The sequence below is a fragment of the Mucilaginibacter angelicae genome (genome assembly GCF_042434235.1).
Taxonomy (GTDB): Bacteria; Bacteroidota; Bacteroidia; order Sphingobacteriales; family Sphingobacteriaceae; genus Mucilaginibacter; species Mucilaginibacter angelicae.
Window position 1 is genome coordinate 165,487 of the sequence record NZ_JBHLTS010000024.1, and the last position, 19,971, is coordinate 185,457.

Below are 19,971 nucleotides of genomic sequence, written 5' to 3' on the forward strand. Positions count from 1 at the left end.
TGTTTAATACTATTAATTGCTTGCGTACTGATTATCGTAATAACTTGCATACGCTCCACTGGTTACGTTATCCAGCCATGTTTTGTTTGCCAAAAACCAATCAATAGTTTCAGAAAGTCCCTGTTCAAAAGTTACTGATGGCTCCCAGCCCAGCTCCCTGTTAATTTTTCCGGCATCAATAGCATACCGGCGGTCATGCCCCGGACGGTCTTTTACATAAGTGATCAGCTGCTTGCTGGTTCCGGCTGGGCGGCCAAGCTTTTCATCCATCTGGTCGCAAAGCAGGTGTACCAGATCAATATTCTTCCACTCGTTAAAGCCACCGATGTTATAGGTGCCACCTACTGTTCCCTCATGAAATATCAGGTCGATAGCAATGGCATGATCTTTAACAAACAGCCAGTCGCGGGTATATTTTCCATCGCCATAAACAGGCAATGGTTTATTGTTGATGATATTGTTGATCATCAGCGGTATTAATTTTTCGGGAAAGTGATATGGCCCGTAGTTATTTGAACAGTTTGATACTACTACTTTAATGCCATAGGTATCATGATATGCGCGCACAAAATGATCAGATGATGCTTTGCTTGCGCTGTATGGTGAGTGGGGATCATAGCGGGTTTCTTCGGTAAACAAACCTTCGCTGCCTAACGCGCCGTAAACCTCATCGGTTGATACGTGATAAAACAGGTGCGTGCTATAATCATCCTTCCACTTGTTTTTTGCCACTTCAAGCAAATTTACCGTGCCGATAACATTGGTATAAACAAAATCCATCGGACTTAATATCGACCTGTCAACATGCGACTCGGCAGCCAGGTGAACCACATCTGTAATTCCGTATTTATCAAAAACATTACTCATGGCCTCCCTATCAGTGATATCTGCCTTTTCAAACTTATAATTGGCGGCATTCTCTATATCCTCCAGGTTTTCCAGGTTCCCGGCATAAGTTAATGCGTCAAGGTTAACAATTGTATATTCAGGATATTTTGTAACGAAACGGCGAACTACGTGCGAGCCAATGAAACCGGCACCACCGGTAATAAGGATTGTTTTCATGATGTTGTATTAAATTATAATTTTACAATGCAAAACCTCATAAAATTATAAGTTTTTAAACCAAAGGCGATTTTATGAACAAATATAATAATTTAATCAAATTATCGGATTGAATAAAAATAAAACAGACTGTATTTCAGAAAGCTGGTTCACATTAATTAAGCTATTTATTACCTGAATGATATGCTACTGTAAATTAAGGGTTGCACCGGCACAAAAAAGAAAATTTTAATCCCGTTAAAAAACACAAATTGTACAATTTAGCGTTAAATGAGTACCTGCAATAATTTAATACATTGAAGAAACAAAAATCAAACTATGAGTACCACAATTTCAACATCGGCATCCTTGGTCAAAAAGGGTGCGGTTGCCTTTTTAGTTATTGCAGCAACAGGCGTTTCTTATCGGGCGTTTCAGCATAAGAATGATCCGGCTGCGCAAACTGAAACAAGTGCGCCACAAAAGCAAGAAGCAAGTACCACCCCGGGTAATGATAATGGGGCACCACAAAAAAATGCCAGTCCAAAAGCGGCGGCTGTTTTAACGGCCACTGTTGCCAAAAGCAAACCGGAACCGGCAAATAACCCTAAAAAGAAAATCAGTGCTGCTGCTACGGTAATGCAACCAGCTGATGATTATGCCAACTTAAAAAACCTGCTTCAAAAAAGGGGGATCTATTTTGGCACCTATCTTAACAATGATGACATTGCGCAACTGCCTCCCCGTCCATCAAATTATTTGGCTACAATTTCCCAATATTTCAGCCTGTATAGCATACCGGCGTGGTTTCACCACACTGAATATTCAGGCAGGGGAGTTTTTAATTTTAACGGGCCCGACCAGGTAGCTGACTTTGCGGTAAAAAATGGCGCTAAAATGCATGCGCACAACCTCATTTACAACGTATTTTATCCACCATGGCTGGCCAAGGGCAATTTTACCCCGGCCGAGCTTGCCGACATCATGAAAACCCACGTGCAAACTGTAGTGCGCCATTACAGGGATAAATATCCTGGTGCAGTGATAGCCTGGGATGCTGTTAACGAGCCAGTAGCCGATCCGTATTCAAAACCCCAGGACATTGGCCCAACTGGGCTCAGAAACACCAAATGGTCGGTAGTTCATAAACCAGGATCAACTGATCCTTCAGATTATATCGCCTTAACTTTTCAGTGGGCACATGAGGCTGATCCGAACGTAAAACTTTATATTAATGAGGGCGGTATTGAATTTAAAGGTCACAAATGGGATGTGTTGTATGCCTTAGTAAAAAAGCTGAAAGCAGATAATGTCCCTATCAGCGGTGTAGGTTTCCAATGCCATTTTGATACCCACTATGACCACCCGCTTAGCGAGCTGCAGGACAACATGGATATGCTTGCCGACCTGGGTTTACAAAGCCAGGTATCAGAACTGGATTGCGTTATCTCAACGGCTAAGGTTGTGCCATGGTCGGCCAATGCAGTTGCATCGCCCGGAACATCGGACATTGACAAGCAAACACAAATTTTCAAAGGCACGCTGCGCGCTGCCCTTAACGCCAAAAACTGTAATGCCTTTATCATGTATGGTGCTTTTGACCCGGTAACCTGTGAAAACAAATTCTGGAAAGATAAAGGCGGTAAATATATCGGGCCATTTTTCCCTAATATTCTTGACGACCAGATGCGGCCGAAACGAAATTTCAAGGCACTTGTTGATGAAGTAAAATCAAGATAAGCTAATAAACAAACGTCCAAAATAAAACCCCGCATCAGTTACAGATGCGGGGTTTTATTTTTTTAATGATCTTATTTCTCGTAGTGCCTATTACTTAATTCCGCATAAAGCGTTAAATAATACTTAGCGCCAGTCTATGAGCTTTAAGCTTTTTGCATTCTGCTTTTAGCTTCTGTTTAAGGTTTAATTTTGATACTGATCCGTTTTAAGAAAAAGAGGTTTGCCACCAAAGAGAGGCCGTTAACAAAATACCTTTTAAACAAGCGCTTAGGTTCGTTAATAAACCTGTAAAACCATTCAAGCCCTATTTTAGAGATCCATTTCGGGGCGCGCTGAACGTATCCTGATTGAAAATCAATTGTTGCACCAATAGCCACGATCTGCTTAACTGAATGAAACTTGCCCATGTTATTGGCAATAAATAATTCCTGTTTGGGTGAGCCTAAGCCTACAGCCAAAACTGAACAGCCTGATGCATTAACCATGTCAACGATCTTTTTGATCATTTTCGGGTCTTTCTCAAAGCCAAACGGGGGCGAAAAATATCCGCCTACAATATTGTTATATTTATTGTTCAGGTTTTTTGTAGCCAGATCTACCGATTCATCTGTTGTGCCGCCAAGCAAAAAAATCTTAAATGATGAATCATTTTGATAGTGGTTGCACAAAGCCGGAAAAAAGTCAGAACCTGCTATCTGCGGTATTTTCTGACCGCATACAAGCGGAGATAATAACGAAAGGATCTTACTGTCGCATAAAACTAAATCAGCTTTATTATAGGCAGTAAAAAACGCCTCATTATGATAAAGATTATATAAATGATCAATATTAGGCGTTACAATAAACCTGCTGCTTCTGAATTTCAACAACGCTTCATTAAAGCTCAAATTATCGAAATAAACATTAACTACATTATCCTTAGTGCGTTCAACGTTAAATTCTTCAGCATGCATATATAACAAAATTTGAGATGCTAAACATTCTTAATTAATCCCGGTAATTACTTAAAAAGTGAATAATAATCTACTTTGGTAAATATATCTAATTTACCATCTATTGTGGCATCATAAATTTTACGGCCGTCTTTTTCATAAGCTTCGCGGGCCATGGTATAAGCCAGTTCTTCACCTTTATAATCAGGGATCCTCCAGGCCATTCCGGGTTTATAATAACCTTTTACAAAGTGGTTCCCTTCGTTACCATTTGAAATTACAATGGCGCCAGGTACCCCAACTTTATCATAGCTATGGTCTTTCCCTACTAAATACACTTCCGAAAAACCCATATAGTAAGCCAACTGAATACAAGTATTGGTTACGCTATGCCCTCCCCAGGTTGTTTTTGAAACATCTGTTGAGAACGCCGGTTTATGGTCGGCCCTGATATAAGCCAGATTTTCCCTAAAAGTAAAATATTCGCGGGCATTCCAGTTAAAAAATTTTGTCATTTCAAGATTATCATAATCCTCCTGAAACTGCACCAGTTGAATATCTATATCAAATACTACTAAATACGATGGTTTAAATCCATTTAAGTAGATCCTGTTCATCCCTATAGTATATTCATCTTTCAACAAAGAAAGATCTGTATTCTTCAAACTTGGCCCATTGGCAATGATGAAACAACGCTTGCCTTTATGGATGTTATGGAACGATTTTAGCTTTTCTCTGTTTTGTTTGGCCAACTCAGTAGTTGCCCATGCTTTAGCATGAGCTCTGTCATCAATCCTGTTTTTAACAGCCTCATACACCCTTTTGAAAGTTATTTCTTTCAAGGACATGTCTTTTATATACTTCAGTCTGCTCATATCCTATTTTTTTAAATTTTGCATTTCGGTGAATGCTTTACGTCCCATGAAAAGAAAATCGGTACTAAACGCAATGAAATTGTATCCTACGTCGTTTTTAGCTTTCACCAGTTCAAAATCAGGGTCAATAACATGGTACCCCATTGAAAAGTTTTTTTCGGTACAAATGTTTTCAAACTTTCTTAAAGCATCCTGTACAACAGGCTCATTAAACTGCCCCGGTATACCCAGCGAACTTGAAAGATCGTACGGTCCGATAAACACCCCGTCGATACCCGGTGTATCAATTATTGATGCCAGGTTGTTAACGCCTTCATAATGCTCAATCTGTGCAACAATAACCAGGTTATCATCGGCCCATTTCCTGTAATCTTCAAAACCAAACCCGTAACGCTGGGCACGGTTTAACCCTACCCCTCTTTTACCAACAGGCGGATATTTGGCATATTCAACAGCTTGTTTAGCTTCATCGGCAGTACAGATCATCGGCACAACAATACCATCGGCGCCCGAATCAAGTACACGTTTTATAACTACTTCCTCGTTTTTTGAAACCCGGACCAAAGCAGCCATACCGCGCGCCTGGATAAAGCCGATCAGCACCTGCACTTCATTGTAATCAATTGCAGTATGTTCCAGATCGATACACAACCAGTCAAATCCGGCCTCGGCAAGGATATCAATAACCGATTGATGCGGAATTGTGATCCATGATCCTATGGTGTTTTGCTTATCCTTAAGCTTTTGTTTTAAAGTAGTATTTTTCATAGTGTTGTATTATTTCTCGATATCGGCAAAAACTGTTACTGCTCCGCCATTCCCGTCCTCAACAAACATTGGAGCAACAACTACAGATTTAATTTGGCTGTTTACAGTGGCCAGTGCCATATCCTCAATTACCAATATCGCTTTAGTTTCATCTTCGGGGCAAAGAAAAGCTTTATGACTGATCCTGCCTTCGGGCCTGAAATTCCATGAGGTTAATGATATAAAATCAAAACCCACACATCTTAGTTTTGGATACTTCCCTCTGAAATAACCGGCCAGTTCGGCCGCCAAGCCTGGGCTGTCATTCCAATATTTATCAATGGTGCGGTATTGCTCATAGCCAGTACGGATTAATAAAAGCTCAATATCATGGTCTTCAACCTGATCTTCAACCTTTTTAAAATCTTCAATTGAAATTAATATACCTGTAGCACAGGTAATATCAACAAGCTTTACCTTATCGTAAAAAAAGTTGTTAACATCAAACTCATGCGTTTTTTTTCCGGTTGCCGAAAAATGACGCGGAGAGTCAATATGCGTGCCGATGTGGTTATTTGAAAAAAACCAGCACGACGAATTTGCGGTATCTCCTTTCAGAATGGAAGAGTTATCCTTGATAAAGATCCTGTCGCGGTTACCATAAGCCGGCGTTGACTGGGATATCAGGTGAGAAAGATTAATATTGTTTCGCATTTCAGGAGAATTATATCACTGTTGCCTACAGGCCAATTTATAGTTACAAGCTGTACGTTACTGTACTTTTACCTTAATTACAATCTTTTTGATGTAACCGGGTTCGCCATCGCTATATACGGGTGCATGGGCATCTTCAGGGAAAAATACCGCGAAAATATCATTACCGATCACTACCTCGCCCTGCGGCTCTTTCATATCAAAAAAGGTAAAATCCTTTTCAACATTATATTCGGTATTGGGGGTAAGCCTTTGCAAATTTGACCATGGGATACGCTCGGTATTTTTTATACAATATTGTACATCAATAACGTGTTTGTGAGCCTCATAACCAAAATGGTTTTTGATCTTGGTTTCATACTCCATAACCACAGCTTTGGCTGTATCGGTTAATGGATAATCGCCAAGGGCAATTTCAGGGTCGGCGTTTTTTATAAACTTCAGGCCCTCATATATATCGTTATTGATAGATTTATAAAATTCAATATTATTAAGCGAATCAATGATCATGGTACGTTTTTACAATGTTGATGTAAACAGGTGATTAGTGTGATAAGTTATTTTCAAGTTTTCTTTTCAGCAAAAACTCGGCCCAGTAAAAGTCTTCCATATCATCAATATCGGCCGCTTCCAGCTCATTGATAGGGTACATAAGGGCTTTTGAGCCCAAACGGCTTTTTATTTTATGGTTGGTTTCTTTTGAAAAGATATAGAAACATGAATTTTCATGATATATCGGTTCAAGGTCCTGGGTCCTGATCAGGTGTTTAGGGTCATGGTTAATGCCGCTGCCATCAGGCCAGTAATATCTTTGCTTAACCTCTGTAACCGAAAACAGGGCATCATGCTCTGTTTGTGCAAAGAAAGCCTCTATTGCACCGTCAACAGATTCGACAGTGAGCAAAGGGTTAGTGCTATGCGTTTGCAAAAAATACTCAGCACTGGTTTGTTCTATATCATACTCAATTAAAGGCTGGATGCTTACCATATCGCCCAATAAAAAATCGGGCCTTTCCAATACCTTTACCTTATCAAAATTGGCCCTTGCGCTATCTGCAATTTCCTTCGAATCGGTGTTTACGAGTATTTCAGTAATATATTTGCTTTTTGAAAGCGTTTCCATTATCCAATGAAAAGCAGGCTTGCCCATTAGCGGGCGTACATTTTTATGAGGTACCCGCTCCGAATGCCCCTTCATTGGTACCAGTGCTGTGATTTTTGGTATTTCCATTTTACCGGATAGCTATTTTTATAGTGATTTTTTTAATTAGTTCGGATTTTTCAATGTAATGCTGCGGACCGTGACCATCTTCAGGGAACATGATAGCAAAAATACCATTGCCTATATCAACATGTGTTCCCTGCGGCGATGGATCCTTGTAAAACGTACGGTCTTTAGCTTCGTCATAAGGAATGTTCACAGCCATGCCTTCAATTGGCGACCATTTTACACGCTCCAAACCAATAATAGGGTATTGAATGTCAATCACATGCTTATGAGCCTCATATCCTCTTGAAAAATCGGCAACGGTTTCATATTCGCTAACCACCGCTTTTACATTATCATTTATAGGGTATGTTCCAACTGCTATATCCGGAGTTGCATTTTGCAAAAACTGCAGTCCCGCATATATATCAGGCGAAACCCCTTTATAGATATCTATATTTTTTAACTGATCAAGTATCATAAGGCAACGTTACAATTGTGTTTCAAAATATTCCTTCATCCAGCCTATAAATTCGTCATCCATCGGCCTCATATCCCTGAATATTTTACCGTAACCTTTGTTAAGGATCAATCCTAATGTTTTACCAACATTCTTTTTATCCTTACTCAGGGCCGTTGTAAACTTATCAAGCGAAATATCATCTATTGAAGTACCTTCCCAAACCTGCTTTAACAGCTCACGGATGTTTTGGCGGATAGATTCATCAATATAGCCTAATTTAACCGATACAAAATTAGCCATATCCATACCATAGCTTACAGCTATACCATGCGGGATACGATAATTTGTAAGCGATTCGATAGCATGGCCGAATGAATGCCCGTAGTTGAAAACAAGACGCTCGTTTTTATCAAACTCATCGCGCTCGATATACCCCTTTTTTATCTCAAGGCTCCTGTTGATGATACCGGCCAAAACTTTTTTATCAACCAGCGCGCTGGCATATTCGTTTTTAAACCTGGTAAAATCCTCCTCGCCCGATACGATAAAGTAATGGCACATTTCGCCCATGCCCGATTTCAGGTCCCACAGTGAAAGGGTATCTAAAAAGTGCAGGTTAATAAAGATCTGGTTAGGTGGATAAAAACCGCCTAACTGGTTCTTGTATTTATTAAAGTTGATAGAGGTTTTGCTGCCTATACAGCTATCACCCTGTGCAAGCAATGATGTAGGGAAAAAGTACCAGGCAACACCACGGTACATGATAGAAGCAATAAACGCAGTTGCATCCTGGGTAATACCACCGCCAATAGCAATTAAACGGTGATTTTTTCTGAAGCCGTTATCAATGAGGTTTTCAATTATCGGCATTACACCCTGGTAACTTTTTACCGATTCAGAAGCGTCAAGACCGATATGTGTATAACTATCCAAAACAGGCTGAAGTATCTCTTTATACAGCTCCTTTATTTTGTTGTCGATGATGATCACATCGCCCTCTTTTAATTCGCTTAAAAGTGTTTTCTGGGTATCATCAATAAATTGTACACTATAATCGTGTATGATTGATTTAACTGTGAAATTATACATTGGTATATCCTCCGTCAACAATTATGTTTTGACCTGTTAAATAACTGTTGAGATTACTGCTTAAAAAAAGAATTACGTTGGCTATTTCAACCGGCTGCGCCATCCTGTTCATGGGGATAAGCTCAGTTATTTTCTGAAGTTCTTCGGCGGTATTTGTAGTTGCCGTAAGTTCAGTTAATGTAAAGCCGGGGCCAACCGAATTTACAAGGATATCATATTTACCAAGCTCAATAGCCAGTGTTTTGGTTAAGCCCGCAACTGCATTTTTATTGGTGGTGTAAATTGACCTTCCCGGCCTTGTTATAGCGCTCCAGATAGAGGTTATATTAACAATGCGGCCATAGCCATTCTTTTTCATCAGCTTGCTTATTTCGCGGCAAAGCACATATGGCCCTTTTACGTTAACGTTATGAAGCAGATCAAAATCTTCGTCAGTAGTTTCGGTGTTCAGGGCAATTTTGTTGATCCCGGCATTATTGATCAATACATCAATCCTGTCGAAATCATTTAGCTTAGCTACAAAAGCAGTAACCGAAGCCTGATCGTTGAAATTTAACTGCAAATAGCTAACTCTTTCGGCCGTATTTGCAGCATTTAAGCGTTCAACTTCGGCAGCATCAGTTCCGGTGAGGATAACGGATGCGCCGGCTTCCAGGAAACGTTCGGCTATAGCTTTTCCAATACCGCGGGTTCCGCCGGTTATTAAAGCAATTTTGCCGGTAAGGTCAATCTTTATATTTGATATGCTATCCATTAGCGGTTATTATTGAGCGGTAAGCGCTAAAAATTCTTCGTCGGTTGAAAGGTAGTTAACAATAATGTGGTTCAATATCATGTGTACGTCTTCAATCGGGCCGTAATCGCCTTTAGGGTTTGGTGTATACAATGGCACTGTTGAAATTTCGTTAAGCTTACCGCCCAGGAAACCAACAAAAGCGATGGTTTTACCACCAAGCTCATTAGCATACTCAGCCGCTTTAACCAGGTTTGGCGAGTTACCGCTTGCAGATATAGCGATCAAAACGTCGCCTGCTACAAATTGACCGCGCATTTGCTCAACAAAAACATCATCAAAGTTATTGTCGTTACCGATAGCAGTGATCATAGGTACGTTATCAGTTAATGCGATGATCTTTGGACGGAATTTTGAAAAATAACGTACAAAGAACCTGAAATCGGCCTGCATGTGCGATGCTGTAGCAGCGCTGCCGCCATTACCTACCACGTAAATGGTATTACCGCTTTTAAAAGCTTCGATAAAGGTTGTAACTACCTGGCCCAATTTTTCAGGGTCAATTTTATTTAAGATATCAGTTAACCTGCCAACATAATCTGCCAGGTAATTTTTTAATAGATCTGTTCTTTCCATATTAAAATAAATGTTTTACAATGATTAAAAGTCCTTTTGCTCGTACACTTTATCAATAATGCGCATTAACTTAAGCGCATCGTCTGAGTTACCAATAGTTACCGGTTGGTTTTTATCAATGGCATCAAAAAAGTGATCCATTTCGTAACGCCAGCTATTATTGTTAACATATTTGGTTATAACCTCATCCTGCCAGGTTGCAGCAGGCGCTGTTGAACGGTTTTTAGCAACTGAAAGCGTTTCTTCGCCGTATGACATGGTTGAAGTTATCAACCCGTTCAGCACCATATAACCTTTTTCAAGGAATATTTCCAGCGAAAACAGGTGACGCCATTGCGACATGGTTGAGTGCAAAGACGCAACTTTACCTGTAGCCGATTCTTTCAAAATAACAAATGCGTTATCCTCAACATCCATATGCCAGTAAAGGTTGGATACTTCGGCTTTAACAATATCAAAATCGCCCGAAAGAAACAGGAATAAATCCAGCATGTGAATACCCTGGTCCATCAGGATGCCGCCGCCTGCAAGCTCTTTTTTGGCGCGCCACTGGTTAAAATAATCGGCGGTAACGCTTTTACCGTACCTGCCCCTTAACCATAAAACCTTACCGTATTCATTGCTGTCGATAAGCCTTTTCATGTGCAGTACGCTGTCATGATGACGGTGGTTAAAACCATACATCAGGATTTTACCGCTGTTTGCTTCAGCAATTTTAATTTCTTCAATATCGGCTCCGGTAAATGCCGGTGGTTTTTCACAAAAAACATGCTTGCCTGCATTAAGCGCCCTGATGGTTAAATCCTTGTTTAAAAAGTTAGGAGTACAAACAATAATCACATCCAGTTCGGGATGGTTAATGATCTCCTCATGACTTACATTAGGAATACCTTCAAAATCGGCACCGATGTTAGGTTCCGATATAGCTATAACCTTGCCTCTTTTAATTTCAGTAATGGCCGTATTACGGGTTTTACCCATTACACCGTAACCAATAATGCCTACTTTATACATATAAAAAAATTATTTTAATGAATTTATAAGATTATTCACAGCGTCTATTTCCATCAGCAACTTACCTTCTTCGGCGTAAGAACCAAGGTGAGGGGTAAGTACTACGTTGTCCAGATCGCAAAGCGGGCCAGCGTATGGCTCTTCAGAAAACACATCAATTGCAGCACCTGCTAATTTTTTGGTGCTAAGAGCATCAAATAATGCCTGTTCATCAACTATACCACCACGTGATATGTTTATCAGGAAAGATCCGGTTTTAAGTAATTCAATTTCTTTTGCGCCAATCACTGCCGAACCATCTTCATTACCCGGAACGTGGATAGTCAGGATATCAGCTTTAGCCAGTAATGATTCCAGATCCAGTAGCTCAACATCGTTTTTTGCAGCCCATGCCTCATCAGCATATGGGTCAAAGCCAATTACCGGGTTACCCAAACCTCTGAACATTTGAGATACCAGTTTACCTATCCGGCCTAAACCTACCACGCCAACTACTTTATTTAAAAACAGGTTACCGGTTTGTTTTTTCCAGACTTTATTTTTAAGATCGTAGTGCGCCTGCGGAATCCTGCGTAACAGGGACAGTGTCATACCCAATGTTAACTCGGCTACGGCACGGGTTGGGCCATCAGGTGTATTTTTTACGATGATACCTTTTTGGGCGGCATATTTTAAATCAACGCTATCCATGCCAATACCTACGCGGCTTATGCATTTCAAATTAGGTAATGCATCCATTACCCGCGCAGTTAAAGGTTCAACGCCGGCAACTATTCCAACACAATCGCCTGCAAGTTCAATTACTTCATCTTCGGTTAGCTTTCGACCGTAAGGATTGTTTATAACTTCGTAACCGTTTTCGGTTAGTAAATCTAATGGAGCGCTGCCAACCTGTCCAAAGGATGACGGAGATGTTAAAATTTTCATAGGCTTTAAAGCGGGTTGTTTAGGCTTCCCGTTTTTTCTCAGGTAACAATTTTAATTTATTAACAAAAAAGGCGTTACAATACAAAAATAGTAATTATATTCAATAATGTTATCAAATTTTTAATTTAACAATACCTTAATTTCATTTTATTTAATTATTTCAATTTCAAAAATTTCTCAAATTTTCCCTTTCCAAACCTGCCATGCTTGTAGTCAACTATTGCATCATATATGGCAGTGTAATAAACAAAGGTCCCTTTTTTTACAAGCTGGATGCCCGCCTTGGCAAAAGCTTTTGCCGTTTCCTTTATCGAAATCTTTATAAAATCGGCAGGTGTTGAATGGCGTTTAAACAAGTAAAACTTATTCCTTAACCTTAAATATTCCTTGGCTGCCATTGGCGACGATTTGCCAACCTTATGAAGGATCCTTGCATCGGGGATAAATACAACACCGTAGTTCTCCTTTTTTACCCTCAGGCAAAAGTCAAGCTCCTCTGAATAAGCAAAAAAGTTGGGATCAAGTAATCCTACTTTATCGGCCAAAAATGCCCTGAACATTATTGATGATCCGGGAACATATTCAACCATGGTAATTTCCTGGGCAGGATCTACCTCGGCCAGTTTTATGTTTCCTGTTTTTACTGAAACATGCGCACCGGCCTGCCAAACTTCTTCAGGGTTTGAAAAATAATAATTGACTGCACCAACAACACCTACATCGGGATACTTTTGCAGCGTACTGGTCATTTTTGCAAGTACATTGTCTAACAAAACCGTATCGTTGTTTAGCAATAAAACATACTCGGGTTTATACTCCATAGCTAACCGCGTACCGATGTTATTACCCTCGGCAAAGCCCGAGTTTTCATGGTTTTTGAGGATCAGCACCGGGATAGCCCATTTCCTTTCAATTAAAGGTTCGATAGCCTGGCTGGAGTTATTATCAACCAATACAATAAAGAAGTTTTCAGCAATGCAATATTGCTGAATCGACTCCAGGCACTCCATCGTATCTGCCAAACCATTCCAATTAAGGATCACTATGGCCGTTTGATATGAGCTATTATTTATATTGATTTTAATCTGTTCCACTTTATATCAGATGAATTGATTATGCAGCTATATTGCCTGTAATTGATTGATTATTTAATGCCTGCTGCTGATTATAAAAGGCAGCGTCCTTTTCCCTTTGTATCTGGAGATAGATCAGCTTACCAAACATCCCTGCATAAAGCATAAAAAATGCGAACGTATTCATTTCGCCCGTTAGGGTTACGAATATGATGTAACAGATCACGGTAACAATGGCAATGGATATTTTGCGGGAAGTAGCCTTGGTAATGGCCCTTCGCTTTTCTTTTAAAAAGCGCCGGATCACACTTACAAAAAATAAAATGTAGGCCACTATACCAATTATGCCGTTATCAATCAATATTACCAACCAGATACTTTCAGCACCCTTAAGGTCGGAGTCACCACCCAGGTCTGCCAAAACCTTTTTAATAGCACCAAAACCACTGCCGGCTATATAATTGTCCTTTACCATTGAAAAGGCCGTTCCGAACTGAACTGCACGCATCTGGGCGCTACTGCCTTTTACCTGGCCATCGTCTTTTGCGGTAAAATATCCCTCGAAACTATTTAACAGCTTTGGCGATAATGTCATGGCACAAGCAGCCGCAAAAATAATAACCGTAATTAAGGTTGATTTTCGCTTACCCCCAGGCATTATCCAAAACATGGTACCAATCATAAATATTGTTGGTACAAAGCATGATCTTGAACGGGTTAAGAAGATATTGAAAAACACAATAACAAACATCAACCCGTATTTGTAAAACGAAAAATTGCTTTTTGCATTAAAAACCAGGAACAAAAACGATGATCCTAAAATTACAAGGTATCCGCCCCATGAGTATGAGTGATAAAATACTGTTTGGATCCGGTAACCGCGGTCGTCATCAAAAGTATACTTTAAGATCAGATCGCTTGCTATAGCTGATGACCCTCCCCTGTTGAAGATATCTATAATCGGGCTGGTTTTCAGGATGCTTTCTATTATCCCGTAAACGCATAAAAGTGCAAATACTTTTAAAACCTTGGCAAACAGCTTTTCACCTTTTTCTACCGTATTGAAGGCCATCCAGCCGATATAGGCTACTGCAAGCTTCTGTAAAAAGAAGAAGATATAGGCCACTATGTTTGCTGCAATTACTTCTGTGTTAATTATAACCGTAAAAAGCAGGATAAACATTAGCAGGAACACGGGGTACCCAAGGAAATTAGTTTTGATATCTGCAGCGGCTTTTTTACTCCTTATCGTTTTAAAAACGATGCAAATAAAAACAACCACCGTTAAAATTGCCTGCAGCGGGTAACGGAAAAAAGCTAAATCCAAAACTACATAAGGCTGCAGAAACGGAAACAAAAGAATATATAATTCAATACCCTTTTTCAGGTTAAATAACACCAACCCCGACGTGGCAAAAAAAATCAAAAACACTAAAATCACTTCCATGCTATACCCGGATTTAGCTATTTATTTTTAACATTTAACCGTTCGTTATTTTTTGCTGAAACAACTTAACCGTATCCAAATCTACTATCTTTTTATGCGAAAGTAAATCGAGGTTTTCCTCAATTACTTTTTTGCTCAGCTTACTGTAATCTATTTTCAACAGTTCATCTATAATTTCTTTTGAAAACCTATGCTTTTTTACTACAGCAGGATTGCCGGCCACAAGCGAGTATGGCTCAACATTTTTGGTTACCACGCTCCCTGTGCCAATGATAGCACCCTGGCCAATTGACACCCCGGAAAATATGATCACGTTTTCACCAATCCAAACATCATCGGCTATGGTGATAGGCCCTTTTGAATAGGATAAAGTTTCCTTATTGAAGATCTTTTGCTGAAACGGATATGTAGATAAGGTATCTGCAGGATGGTTACCACCCAGAATAAATTTCGAGTCGATACCTATGGAAACAAAATGACCTATCTTTAAAATTTCGTTAGCGCCGCCATAAGTTTTTATGTTCAGGCCGCCATAGGTATAATTCCCAACCTCAACATCATCAATAGGAAAAGTGTTGATGGCTATGGTAAAGTTATGAGCATTCTTTCTTCTCCAGGCGCTTTTAAAGCGCTGTTTGCCAACTTCTCTGTCAATAATCTTTTTAAATGTATTGAAATAACCCATGTAATTAGTTAAGAAGATAGTTTGGAAAATAGTTTAACCCCCTGTTTGTATCCTTTTGCCAGGCCTTTAGGCAGATAAGCAATAGGGTAACAGCACATATAAAAATAAAAATTACCTGCGTACAGCTCTTTCAGCTCCTTAATAGCATCGGTATGCACAAAGGCATTCTTGTTATTAAGCCTGAATTTCAGGATATAGTCTGGAAAAAAGCCAATCAATAACTTCCTGTTAATTGCAGCCTTTATATTATCCTTTAAGCTTTTGCTTGATGTTTGAATACCATCAAGGATATAGTTAAAGTTTTTACCAAATACCTTAAACAAGTTATAGCCGCCTGTATTATCAAGCTCAACACCAAGCAGTACCGTATCAACAACTACATTTTGCTTTGCCGATAACACAGCGTTCATAAAAAACGGAACCTGTGGCAAGCTCGTGCCAAGATATTTTAACATATTGTCTTTATCCAGGTATTTGGTATTAACAATATTGCCCGATATAAAGGTGATATAGTAATGCACCTTTTTTACAAAATCAATTGGCTCGGTAAACTCCGTAAATGAAAGCTTTTCGGCGGTTACCTTGTCTATCGTTGCGCCTTCGGCAAAACCTTTGCTCTTGAAATACACAACGCCGTAATCCTTATTTTGTAAAAAATCAGTTAAAAGCTTTAATGATCCATCAAGCAAAAAATCGTCATCACCAACCGCTACCACATATTGCCCCTTCGCCAACAAATAACACTGCGCTATATTGAAATCCATACCCTTATTTTCAGGGTTACGTACATAGCGCAGTTTTAAGCCGTTGTCGATATGTTTTTTCACAACGCTTTCGGTATCATCAGTTGAGCAGTTATCTGATACAACTACTTCAACCGGTAAATCCTGGTCAATAAGTTGTATTGACAGTTGTTTTAACGCCCTGTCTAAAAACACCGACCTGTTGTAAGTTGGTATAGAAATAGTTAATAATGGATTTTCACTGGCCGACATAAAATTGCTTAATTACTTTCAACTACAACTGCTTGTGCCGGAACAACATGCTCATGCCATTCCTTCTTTTTTCTTACAAATATGATGTATGCCCATGCCAGGCTTACAAATACTGTTAAAAACGTATAACTGTAAACTATGCCCATCAGGCCAAAAAACTTACCAAGCCCAAGGGTTGCAGCTGCGGTTAAAACAGCCATTACTACCGAAAATAAAAGGAAAGGCTCTTTTTTATGGCACCTTAAATAGGTAGCCCAGGCCGATACCAGCTGGTTTACAAATGTTGATGTTGACAGCAATGCCAATGGCAGGATTGGTAAAAACCGGGTACCGATATTAATGTTATGGCTTTTTAAAGCTGCAATAACACCAATAAAGAACAATAAGCACATTAAACAAACAGCGCTTGCCTGTTTAAGGGTCCTGTTAAACAGGCTATCCAGATCGCTATAGTTTTCCCTTGCAATAAGTATTGAAAACTGAGGCACCTTGGTGTTTATCCAGCTTAGGGAAACAGTTAAGATACCTGAAAGTGCGGCAAGTGAAATACCCATTTGGCCTGCTACAACCGGTCCGTCGGTAGCAAAAAGAACAGGGTTAAACAACTGGTACATAAAGTAACCGCTTATCCAGCTCAATGCTATACGCCACTGATACGGGAATATTTCTGTACGGTAATTTACCGACCAGCCTTTTAATTTGCCCCATATAAAATACAGCATCTTCTTTTTGTACGAAAAGAAAATCCATATAGGCACTACTAAAAATGCCGTCATTGAGCCCAGCGGACTGGCATAAAGCTTTCCTCCCAGCGGTAAAAGCACAAAAAGGAACAGTAAATTAACTATCTGCTGGATCAGTTTGATCTGCGCTACTTCTTTTACCAAACCCAAACCCGCAAAAAAAGCAAGTATCGGTGATACCAAAAGCAGGCAGGCTGTTGCAACCGACAAAACTATCCAGGGTAACTGCCAGTTTACATTTGACCCTTTGCCATAGGCACTGAAAAAGAAATACCCGGCCGCTATCAGTATAAAGATGAATACGAAAGAAATTACCGCAAACCATTTTACACAGAACTGCAAAAGTGATGATAAGCGCGATAATGCTTCGGGCGAACCTTCCAGCTCAGTTTTGCTGACCCATTTTAAATTTGCAACCTCATGCGCCACAAACTGGGTTATGATATTAGATAAACCTAATTCAAAAAAAATCTGGATTGCTATAATACTGTTAAAAGTGAAAAAATAGCCCTGTTCAACTTTGTTAAGATACTTAGCAATAAAAATTATGGAAACTGCACCACCGCCGGCCTGTAAAACCCGGGCTAATATGGTATATGCAATTGCCTGGTCAATTCCTATCTTTTTAAAACTATTACGAATAATACCAAGCATATTTTGTTTTTTATATAATTTAAACGCAACAATTACTGTAACAGTTCGGTTAAACCTGTTTTAAGGTTAAATGCAGGGGCCCAGCCCAATTCAACCAGGCTTTTGTTGTTGGCTACTGAATCCATTATTTCATTTTCCCGGTAATCAAAAGCACCAAAATTTAAGTTTGATGTGCTTTGGGTTATCCCGGCCATGGTTAAGGCTAAATCTTTAATTGAAACCGAATAGCCCATACCCAAATGAAACTCTAAAAAGCCAGGGAGTAATGATCCTGCCTGCTGAAGCACAGTTTCATAGGCTGACACTGCATCTTCAACATAAATAAAATCCCGTTTCTGCTCGCCAGGTGTAAGGTTAACATCAGGCATATTGCTGCGGATATCTGATAAAAGCTTTGGAATAAATTTACCAGGCCCGTCATTTTTTCCATACATATGGAAAACCTTCATGTTTATTAAATGGCATTTATCCTGCTGCATAATTTTGAGCCATTCAATGGAGTGCTTTTTCGACAGCGTATAATCAACCAGGTATTTATAATCAAACTCCGGGTTATTAAAAAAACTATCCGTGTTTAAAAACAGGCTGGTACCATATTTGTTTGACAGATCATACAGCTCAACAGGTAAAAGAACGTTTGTACGTATCAGTTTTTCAATCGGCTCATCATTTCGCCTGTAAACGGTTGCCGCGTGAATAACGGCATAAACTTCATTTTCTGTGAATATCGGCTCTAAAGCCTCTGTTGAGGAATAAACCTTAAATGCGTTTTCGGGTAAACGATTTAAATTTTTATTACCGCTTCCAAGCCCAATAACGTTATAATGCGCTTGAAGCCTTATTGCTAACCTTGATCCAAGAAATCCGTTTATGCCGGTTATTAATACAGTTTTCATTGTTGTTATCCGGGGTATCTATAACACAATTAAAAATAAATTATGCCAGGTATTTGGCTATAACGTCAGCCATGTAATCATAATGACTTTCATTTAAACCTGGCCATACACCCAACCAAAACGACCTGTTCATGATGATATCGGTATTGGTAAGATCACCAACCACGCGGTGGTTAATGTTAGCGTAAGCAGGCTGACGTAATAAGTTACCGGCAAACAACAGGCGTGTACCTATTTTGCTTTCTTCCAGGTGCTGAACCAGCATGTGCCTGTCGGCAGCATCCCCTTCGCGCAGGGTTAACAGAAATCCAAACCATGAAGGATCGCTGTTAGGAGTAGGTTCGGGCAAAATGAAAATATCTTCAAACTGCTTCATCCGCTCATATAGCGCCTTGTAGTTTTCGCGTCTTTTTTGAACAAATGAGTCAACCTTTTTCAATTGTGAAACACCAAAAGCAGCCTGCATATCAGTAACCTTTAGGTTAAAGCCGATGTGCGAGTAAGTATATTTATGGTCGTAACCAAATGGCAACGATCCTAATTGCTGTGAAAAGCGGCATCCGCAGGTATTATCTTTACCAGGCTCGCAATAGCAATCGCGGCCCCAATCCCTGAAGCTTTCTGCAACTTTAGCAAGTTCGGGGTTGTTGATCAAAACAGCACCGCCTTCGCCCATAGTGATGTGATGTGCCGGGTAAAACGAAAAAGTTGAGATATCACCGTAAGTACCTGTCTTTTTATCCCTGTAAGTAGCGCCCAATGAATCGCAATCATCTTCAACAACCCACAGGTTATATTTTTTAGCAACACGCATTACCTCATCAAGGTTAAAAGGGTTACCTAATGAATGCGCAATCATTATTGCTTTGGTTTTATCAGAAACTGCAGCTTCAATCAAATCGGCATTAACGTTGTGGGTTGCCAGATCAACGTCAACAAAAACGGGCACAGCGCCAAACTGAACAACCGGGTTTACCGTAGTTGGGAAACCGGCAGCTACCGTGATCACCTCGTCGCCCGGGCGGATAGCTCTTTCACCCAGCTTTGGTGATGTAAGCGCATAAAAAGCAACCAAATTTGCCGATGAGCCCGAATTAACAAGCAGTGCCTTAACAGCGCCAAAATATTGAGCAAAATCTGCTTCAAATTTATTGGCAAAACGCCCTGTTGTTAACCATCCGTCTAATGCTGCTTCCACACCAAACAAAATATCTTCTTCATCCAATACTTTCCCGGTTACCGGAATATAATTTTGACCGGCAATAATGGTTTTCTCTGTTTGTGCTTTTGCTATGGCCCGCAGGCTTTTTTCTAAGGCCGGATCGCTTATGTGTTTTAACATCTTAAAGGGGTTTTA

The 19,971-nt window shown here is 39.9% G+C and carries 21 protein-coding genes; 1 reads left to right on the forward strand and 20 read right to left on the reverse strand.

What is annotated here, in order from left to right:
* Positions 1 to 12: 12 nt before the first annotated feature.
* Positions 13 to 1,065 (reverse strand): dTDP-glucose 4,6-dehydratase, encoded by a 1,053-nt coding sequence (rfbB, locus tag ACFFGT_RS18675; RefSeq protein ID WP_377024052.1) that lies wholly within the window; start codon positions 1,063 to 1,065, stop codon positions 13 to 15.
* A gap of 318 nt (positions 1,066 to 1,383) precedes the next feature.
* On the opposite strand from rfbB, the gene ACFFGT_RS18680 reads away from it, so the two are divergent.
* A complete protein-coding gene (locus tag ACFFGT_RS18680; protein ID WP_377024053.1) occupies positions 1,384 to 2,784 on the forward strand; it encodes an endo-1,4-beta-xylanase in 1,401 nt (466 codons plus the stop codon).
* A 176-nt stretch (positions 2,785 to 2,960) separates the two neighbouring features.
* Here ACFFGT_RS18680 and ACFFGT_RS18685 read toward each other — a convergent pair whose 3' ends face one another.
* The 19 genes from ACFFGT_RS18685 to rfbH form a co-directional block, all read right to left on the reverse strand.
* Positions 2,961 to 3,737 (reverse strand): WecB/TagA/CpsF family glycosyltransferase, encoded by a 777-nt coding sequence (locus ACFFGT_RS18685; protein WP_377024054.1) that lies wholly within the window; start codon positions 3,735 to 3,737, stop codon positions 2,961 to 2,963.
* A 47-nt stretch (positions 3,738 to 3,784) separates the two neighbouring features.
* A complete protein-coding gene (locus ACFFGT_RS18690) occupies positions 3,785 to 4,591 on the reverse strand; it encodes a 6-hydroxymethylpterin diphosphokinase MptE-like protein (RefSeq protein WP_377024055.1) in 807 nt (268 codons plus the stop codon).
* A 3-nt stretch (positions 4,592 to 4,594) separates the two neighbouring features.
* The gene (locus tag ACFFGT_RS18695; protein WP_377024056.1) at positions 4,595 to 5,359 is read right to left on the reverse strand and encodes an HpcH/HpaI aldolase family protein; all 765 of its coding nucleotides are present in this window, start codon (positions 5,357 to 5,359) and stop codon (positions 4,595 to 4,597) included.
* A gap of 9 nt (positions 5,360 to 5,368) precedes the next feature.
* Positions 5,369 to 6,052 carry a cyclase family protein gene (locus ACFFGT_RS18700; protein WP_377024057.1) on the reverse strand — a complete coding sequence of 228 codons (684 nt, stop codon included), beginning with the start codon at positions 6,050 to 6,052 and terminating at the stop codon, positions 5,369 to 5,371.
* 57 nt (positions 6,053 to 6,109) lie between these two features.
* On the reverse strand, positions 6,110 to 6,562 hold the full coding sequence (locus tag ACFFGT_RS18705; RefSeq protein ID WP_377024058.1) for a NanQ anomerase/TabA/YiaL family protein: 453 nt from the start codon (positions 6,560 to 6,562) through the stop codon (positions 6,110 to 6,112).
* A 34-nt stretch (positions 6,563 to 6,596) separates the two neighbouring features.
* Positions 6,597 to 7,283, reverse strand: a complete 687-nt coding sequence (locus ACFFGT_RS18710; RefSeq protein WP_377024059.1) for an acylneuraminate cytidylyltransferase family protein — start codon at positions 7,281 to 7,283, stop codon at positions 6,597 to 6,599.
* A gap of 1 nt (position 7,284) precedes the next feature.
* Complete coding sequence (locus tag ACFFGT_RS18715; RefSeq protein ID WP_377024060.1) at positions 7,285 to 7,740, reverse strand: NanQ anomerase/TabA/YiaL family protein; 456 nt, start codon at positions 7,738 to 7,740, stop codon at positions 7,285 to 7,287.
* Between the two features lie 9 nt (positions 7,741 to 7,749).
* Positions 7,750 to 8,811, reverse strand: coding sequence for an AroB-related putative sugar phosphate phospholyase (cyclizing) (locus ACFFGT_RS18720; RefSeq protein WP_377024061.1), 1,062 nt, complete (start codon positions 8,809 to 8,811; stop codon positions 7,750 to 7,752).
* Positions 8,804 to 9,565: an SDR family NAD(P)-dependent oxidoreductase gene (locus ACFFGT_RS18725; protein ID WP_377024062.1), complete on the reverse strand. Its 762-nt coding sequence runs from the start codon at positions 9,563 to 9,565 to the stop codon at positions 8,804 to 8,806. The genes ACFFGT_RS18720 and ACFFGT_RS18725 overlap by 8 nt, the downstream gene beginning before the upstream one ends.
* 9 nt (positions 9,566 to 9,574) lie before the next feature.
* Positions 9,575 to 10,180, reverse strand: coding sequence for a D-sedoheptulose-7-phosphate isomerase (locus ACFFGT_RS18730; RefSeq protein WP_377024063.1), 606 nt, complete (start codon positions 10,178 to 10,180; stop codon positions 9,575 to 9,577).
* A 24-nt stretch (positions 10,181 to 10,204) separates the two neighbouring features.
* Positions 10,205 to 11,194: a Gfo/Idh/MocA family protein gene (locus ACFFGT_RS18735; protein WP_377024064.1), complete on the reverse strand. Its 990-nt coding sequence runs from the start codon at positions 11,192 to 11,194 to the stop codon at positions 10,205 to 10,207.
* Between the two features lie 9 nt (positions 11,195 to 11,203).
* The gene (locus ACFFGT_RS18740) at positions 11,204 to 12,121 is read right to left on the reverse strand and encodes a phosphoglycerate dehydrogenase (RefSeq protein ID WP_377024065.1); all 918 of its coding nucleotides are present in this window, start codon (positions 12,119 to 12,121) and stop codon (positions 11,204 to 11,206) included.
* A gap of 155 nt (positions 12,122 to 12,276) precedes the next feature.
* The gene (locus ACFFGT_RS18745) at positions 12,277 to 13,215 is read right to left on the reverse strand and encodes a glycosyltransferase family 2 protein (RefSeq protein ID WP_377024066.1); all 939 of its coding nucleotides are present in this window, start codon (positions 13,213 to 13,215) and stop codon (positions 12,277 to 12,279) included.
* Between the two features lie 19 nt (positions 13,216 to 13,234).
* Positions 13,235 to 14,641, reverse strand: coding sequence for an O-antigen ligase family protein (locus tag ACFFGT_RS18750; RefSeq protein WP_377024067.1), 1,407 nt, complete (start codon positions 14,639 to 14,641; stop codon positions 13,235 to 13,237).
* Between the two features lie 34 nt (positions 14,642 to 14,675).
* Positions 14,676 to 15,326, reverse strand: a complete 651-nt coding sequence (locus ACFFGT_RS18755; RefSeq protein ID WP_377024068.1) for a CatB-related O-acetyltransferase — start codon at positions 15,324 to 15,326, stop codon at positions 14,676 to 14,678.
* Between the two features lie 8 nt (positions 15,327 to 15,334).
* On the reverse strand, positions 15,335 to 16,321 hold the full coding sequence (locus tag ACFFGT_RS18760) for a glycosyltransferase family 2 protein (RefSeq protein WP_377024069.1): 987 nt from the start codon (positions 16,319 to 16,321) through the stop codon (positions 15,335 to 15,337).
* Between the two features lie 8 nt (positions 16,322 to 16,329).
* On the reverse strand, positions 16,330 to 17,718 hold the full coding sequence (locus ACFFGT_RS18765) for a lipopolysaccharide biosynthesis protein (RefSeq protein WP_377024070.1): 1,389 nt from the start codon (positions 17,716 to 17,718) through the stop codon (positions 16,330 to 16,332).
* 32 nt (positions 17,719 to 17,750) lie between these two features.
* Positions 17,751 to 18,614, reverse strand: a complete 864-nt coding sequence (locus ACFFGT_RS18770; RefSeq protein WP_377024071.1) for an NAD-dependent epimerase/dehydratase — start codon at positions 18,612 to 18,614, stop codon at positions 17,751 to 17,753.
* A 40-nt stretch (positions 18,615 to 18,654) separates the two neighbouring features.
* On the reverse strand, positions 18,655 to 19,956 hold the full coding sequence (gene rfbH, locus ACFFGT_RS18775) for a lipopolysaccharide biosynthesis protein RfbH (protein ID WP_377024072.1): 1,302 nt from the start codon (positions 19,954 to 19,956) through the stop codon (positions 18,655 to 18,657).
* Positions 19,957 to 19,971 lie beyond the last annotated feature (15 nt).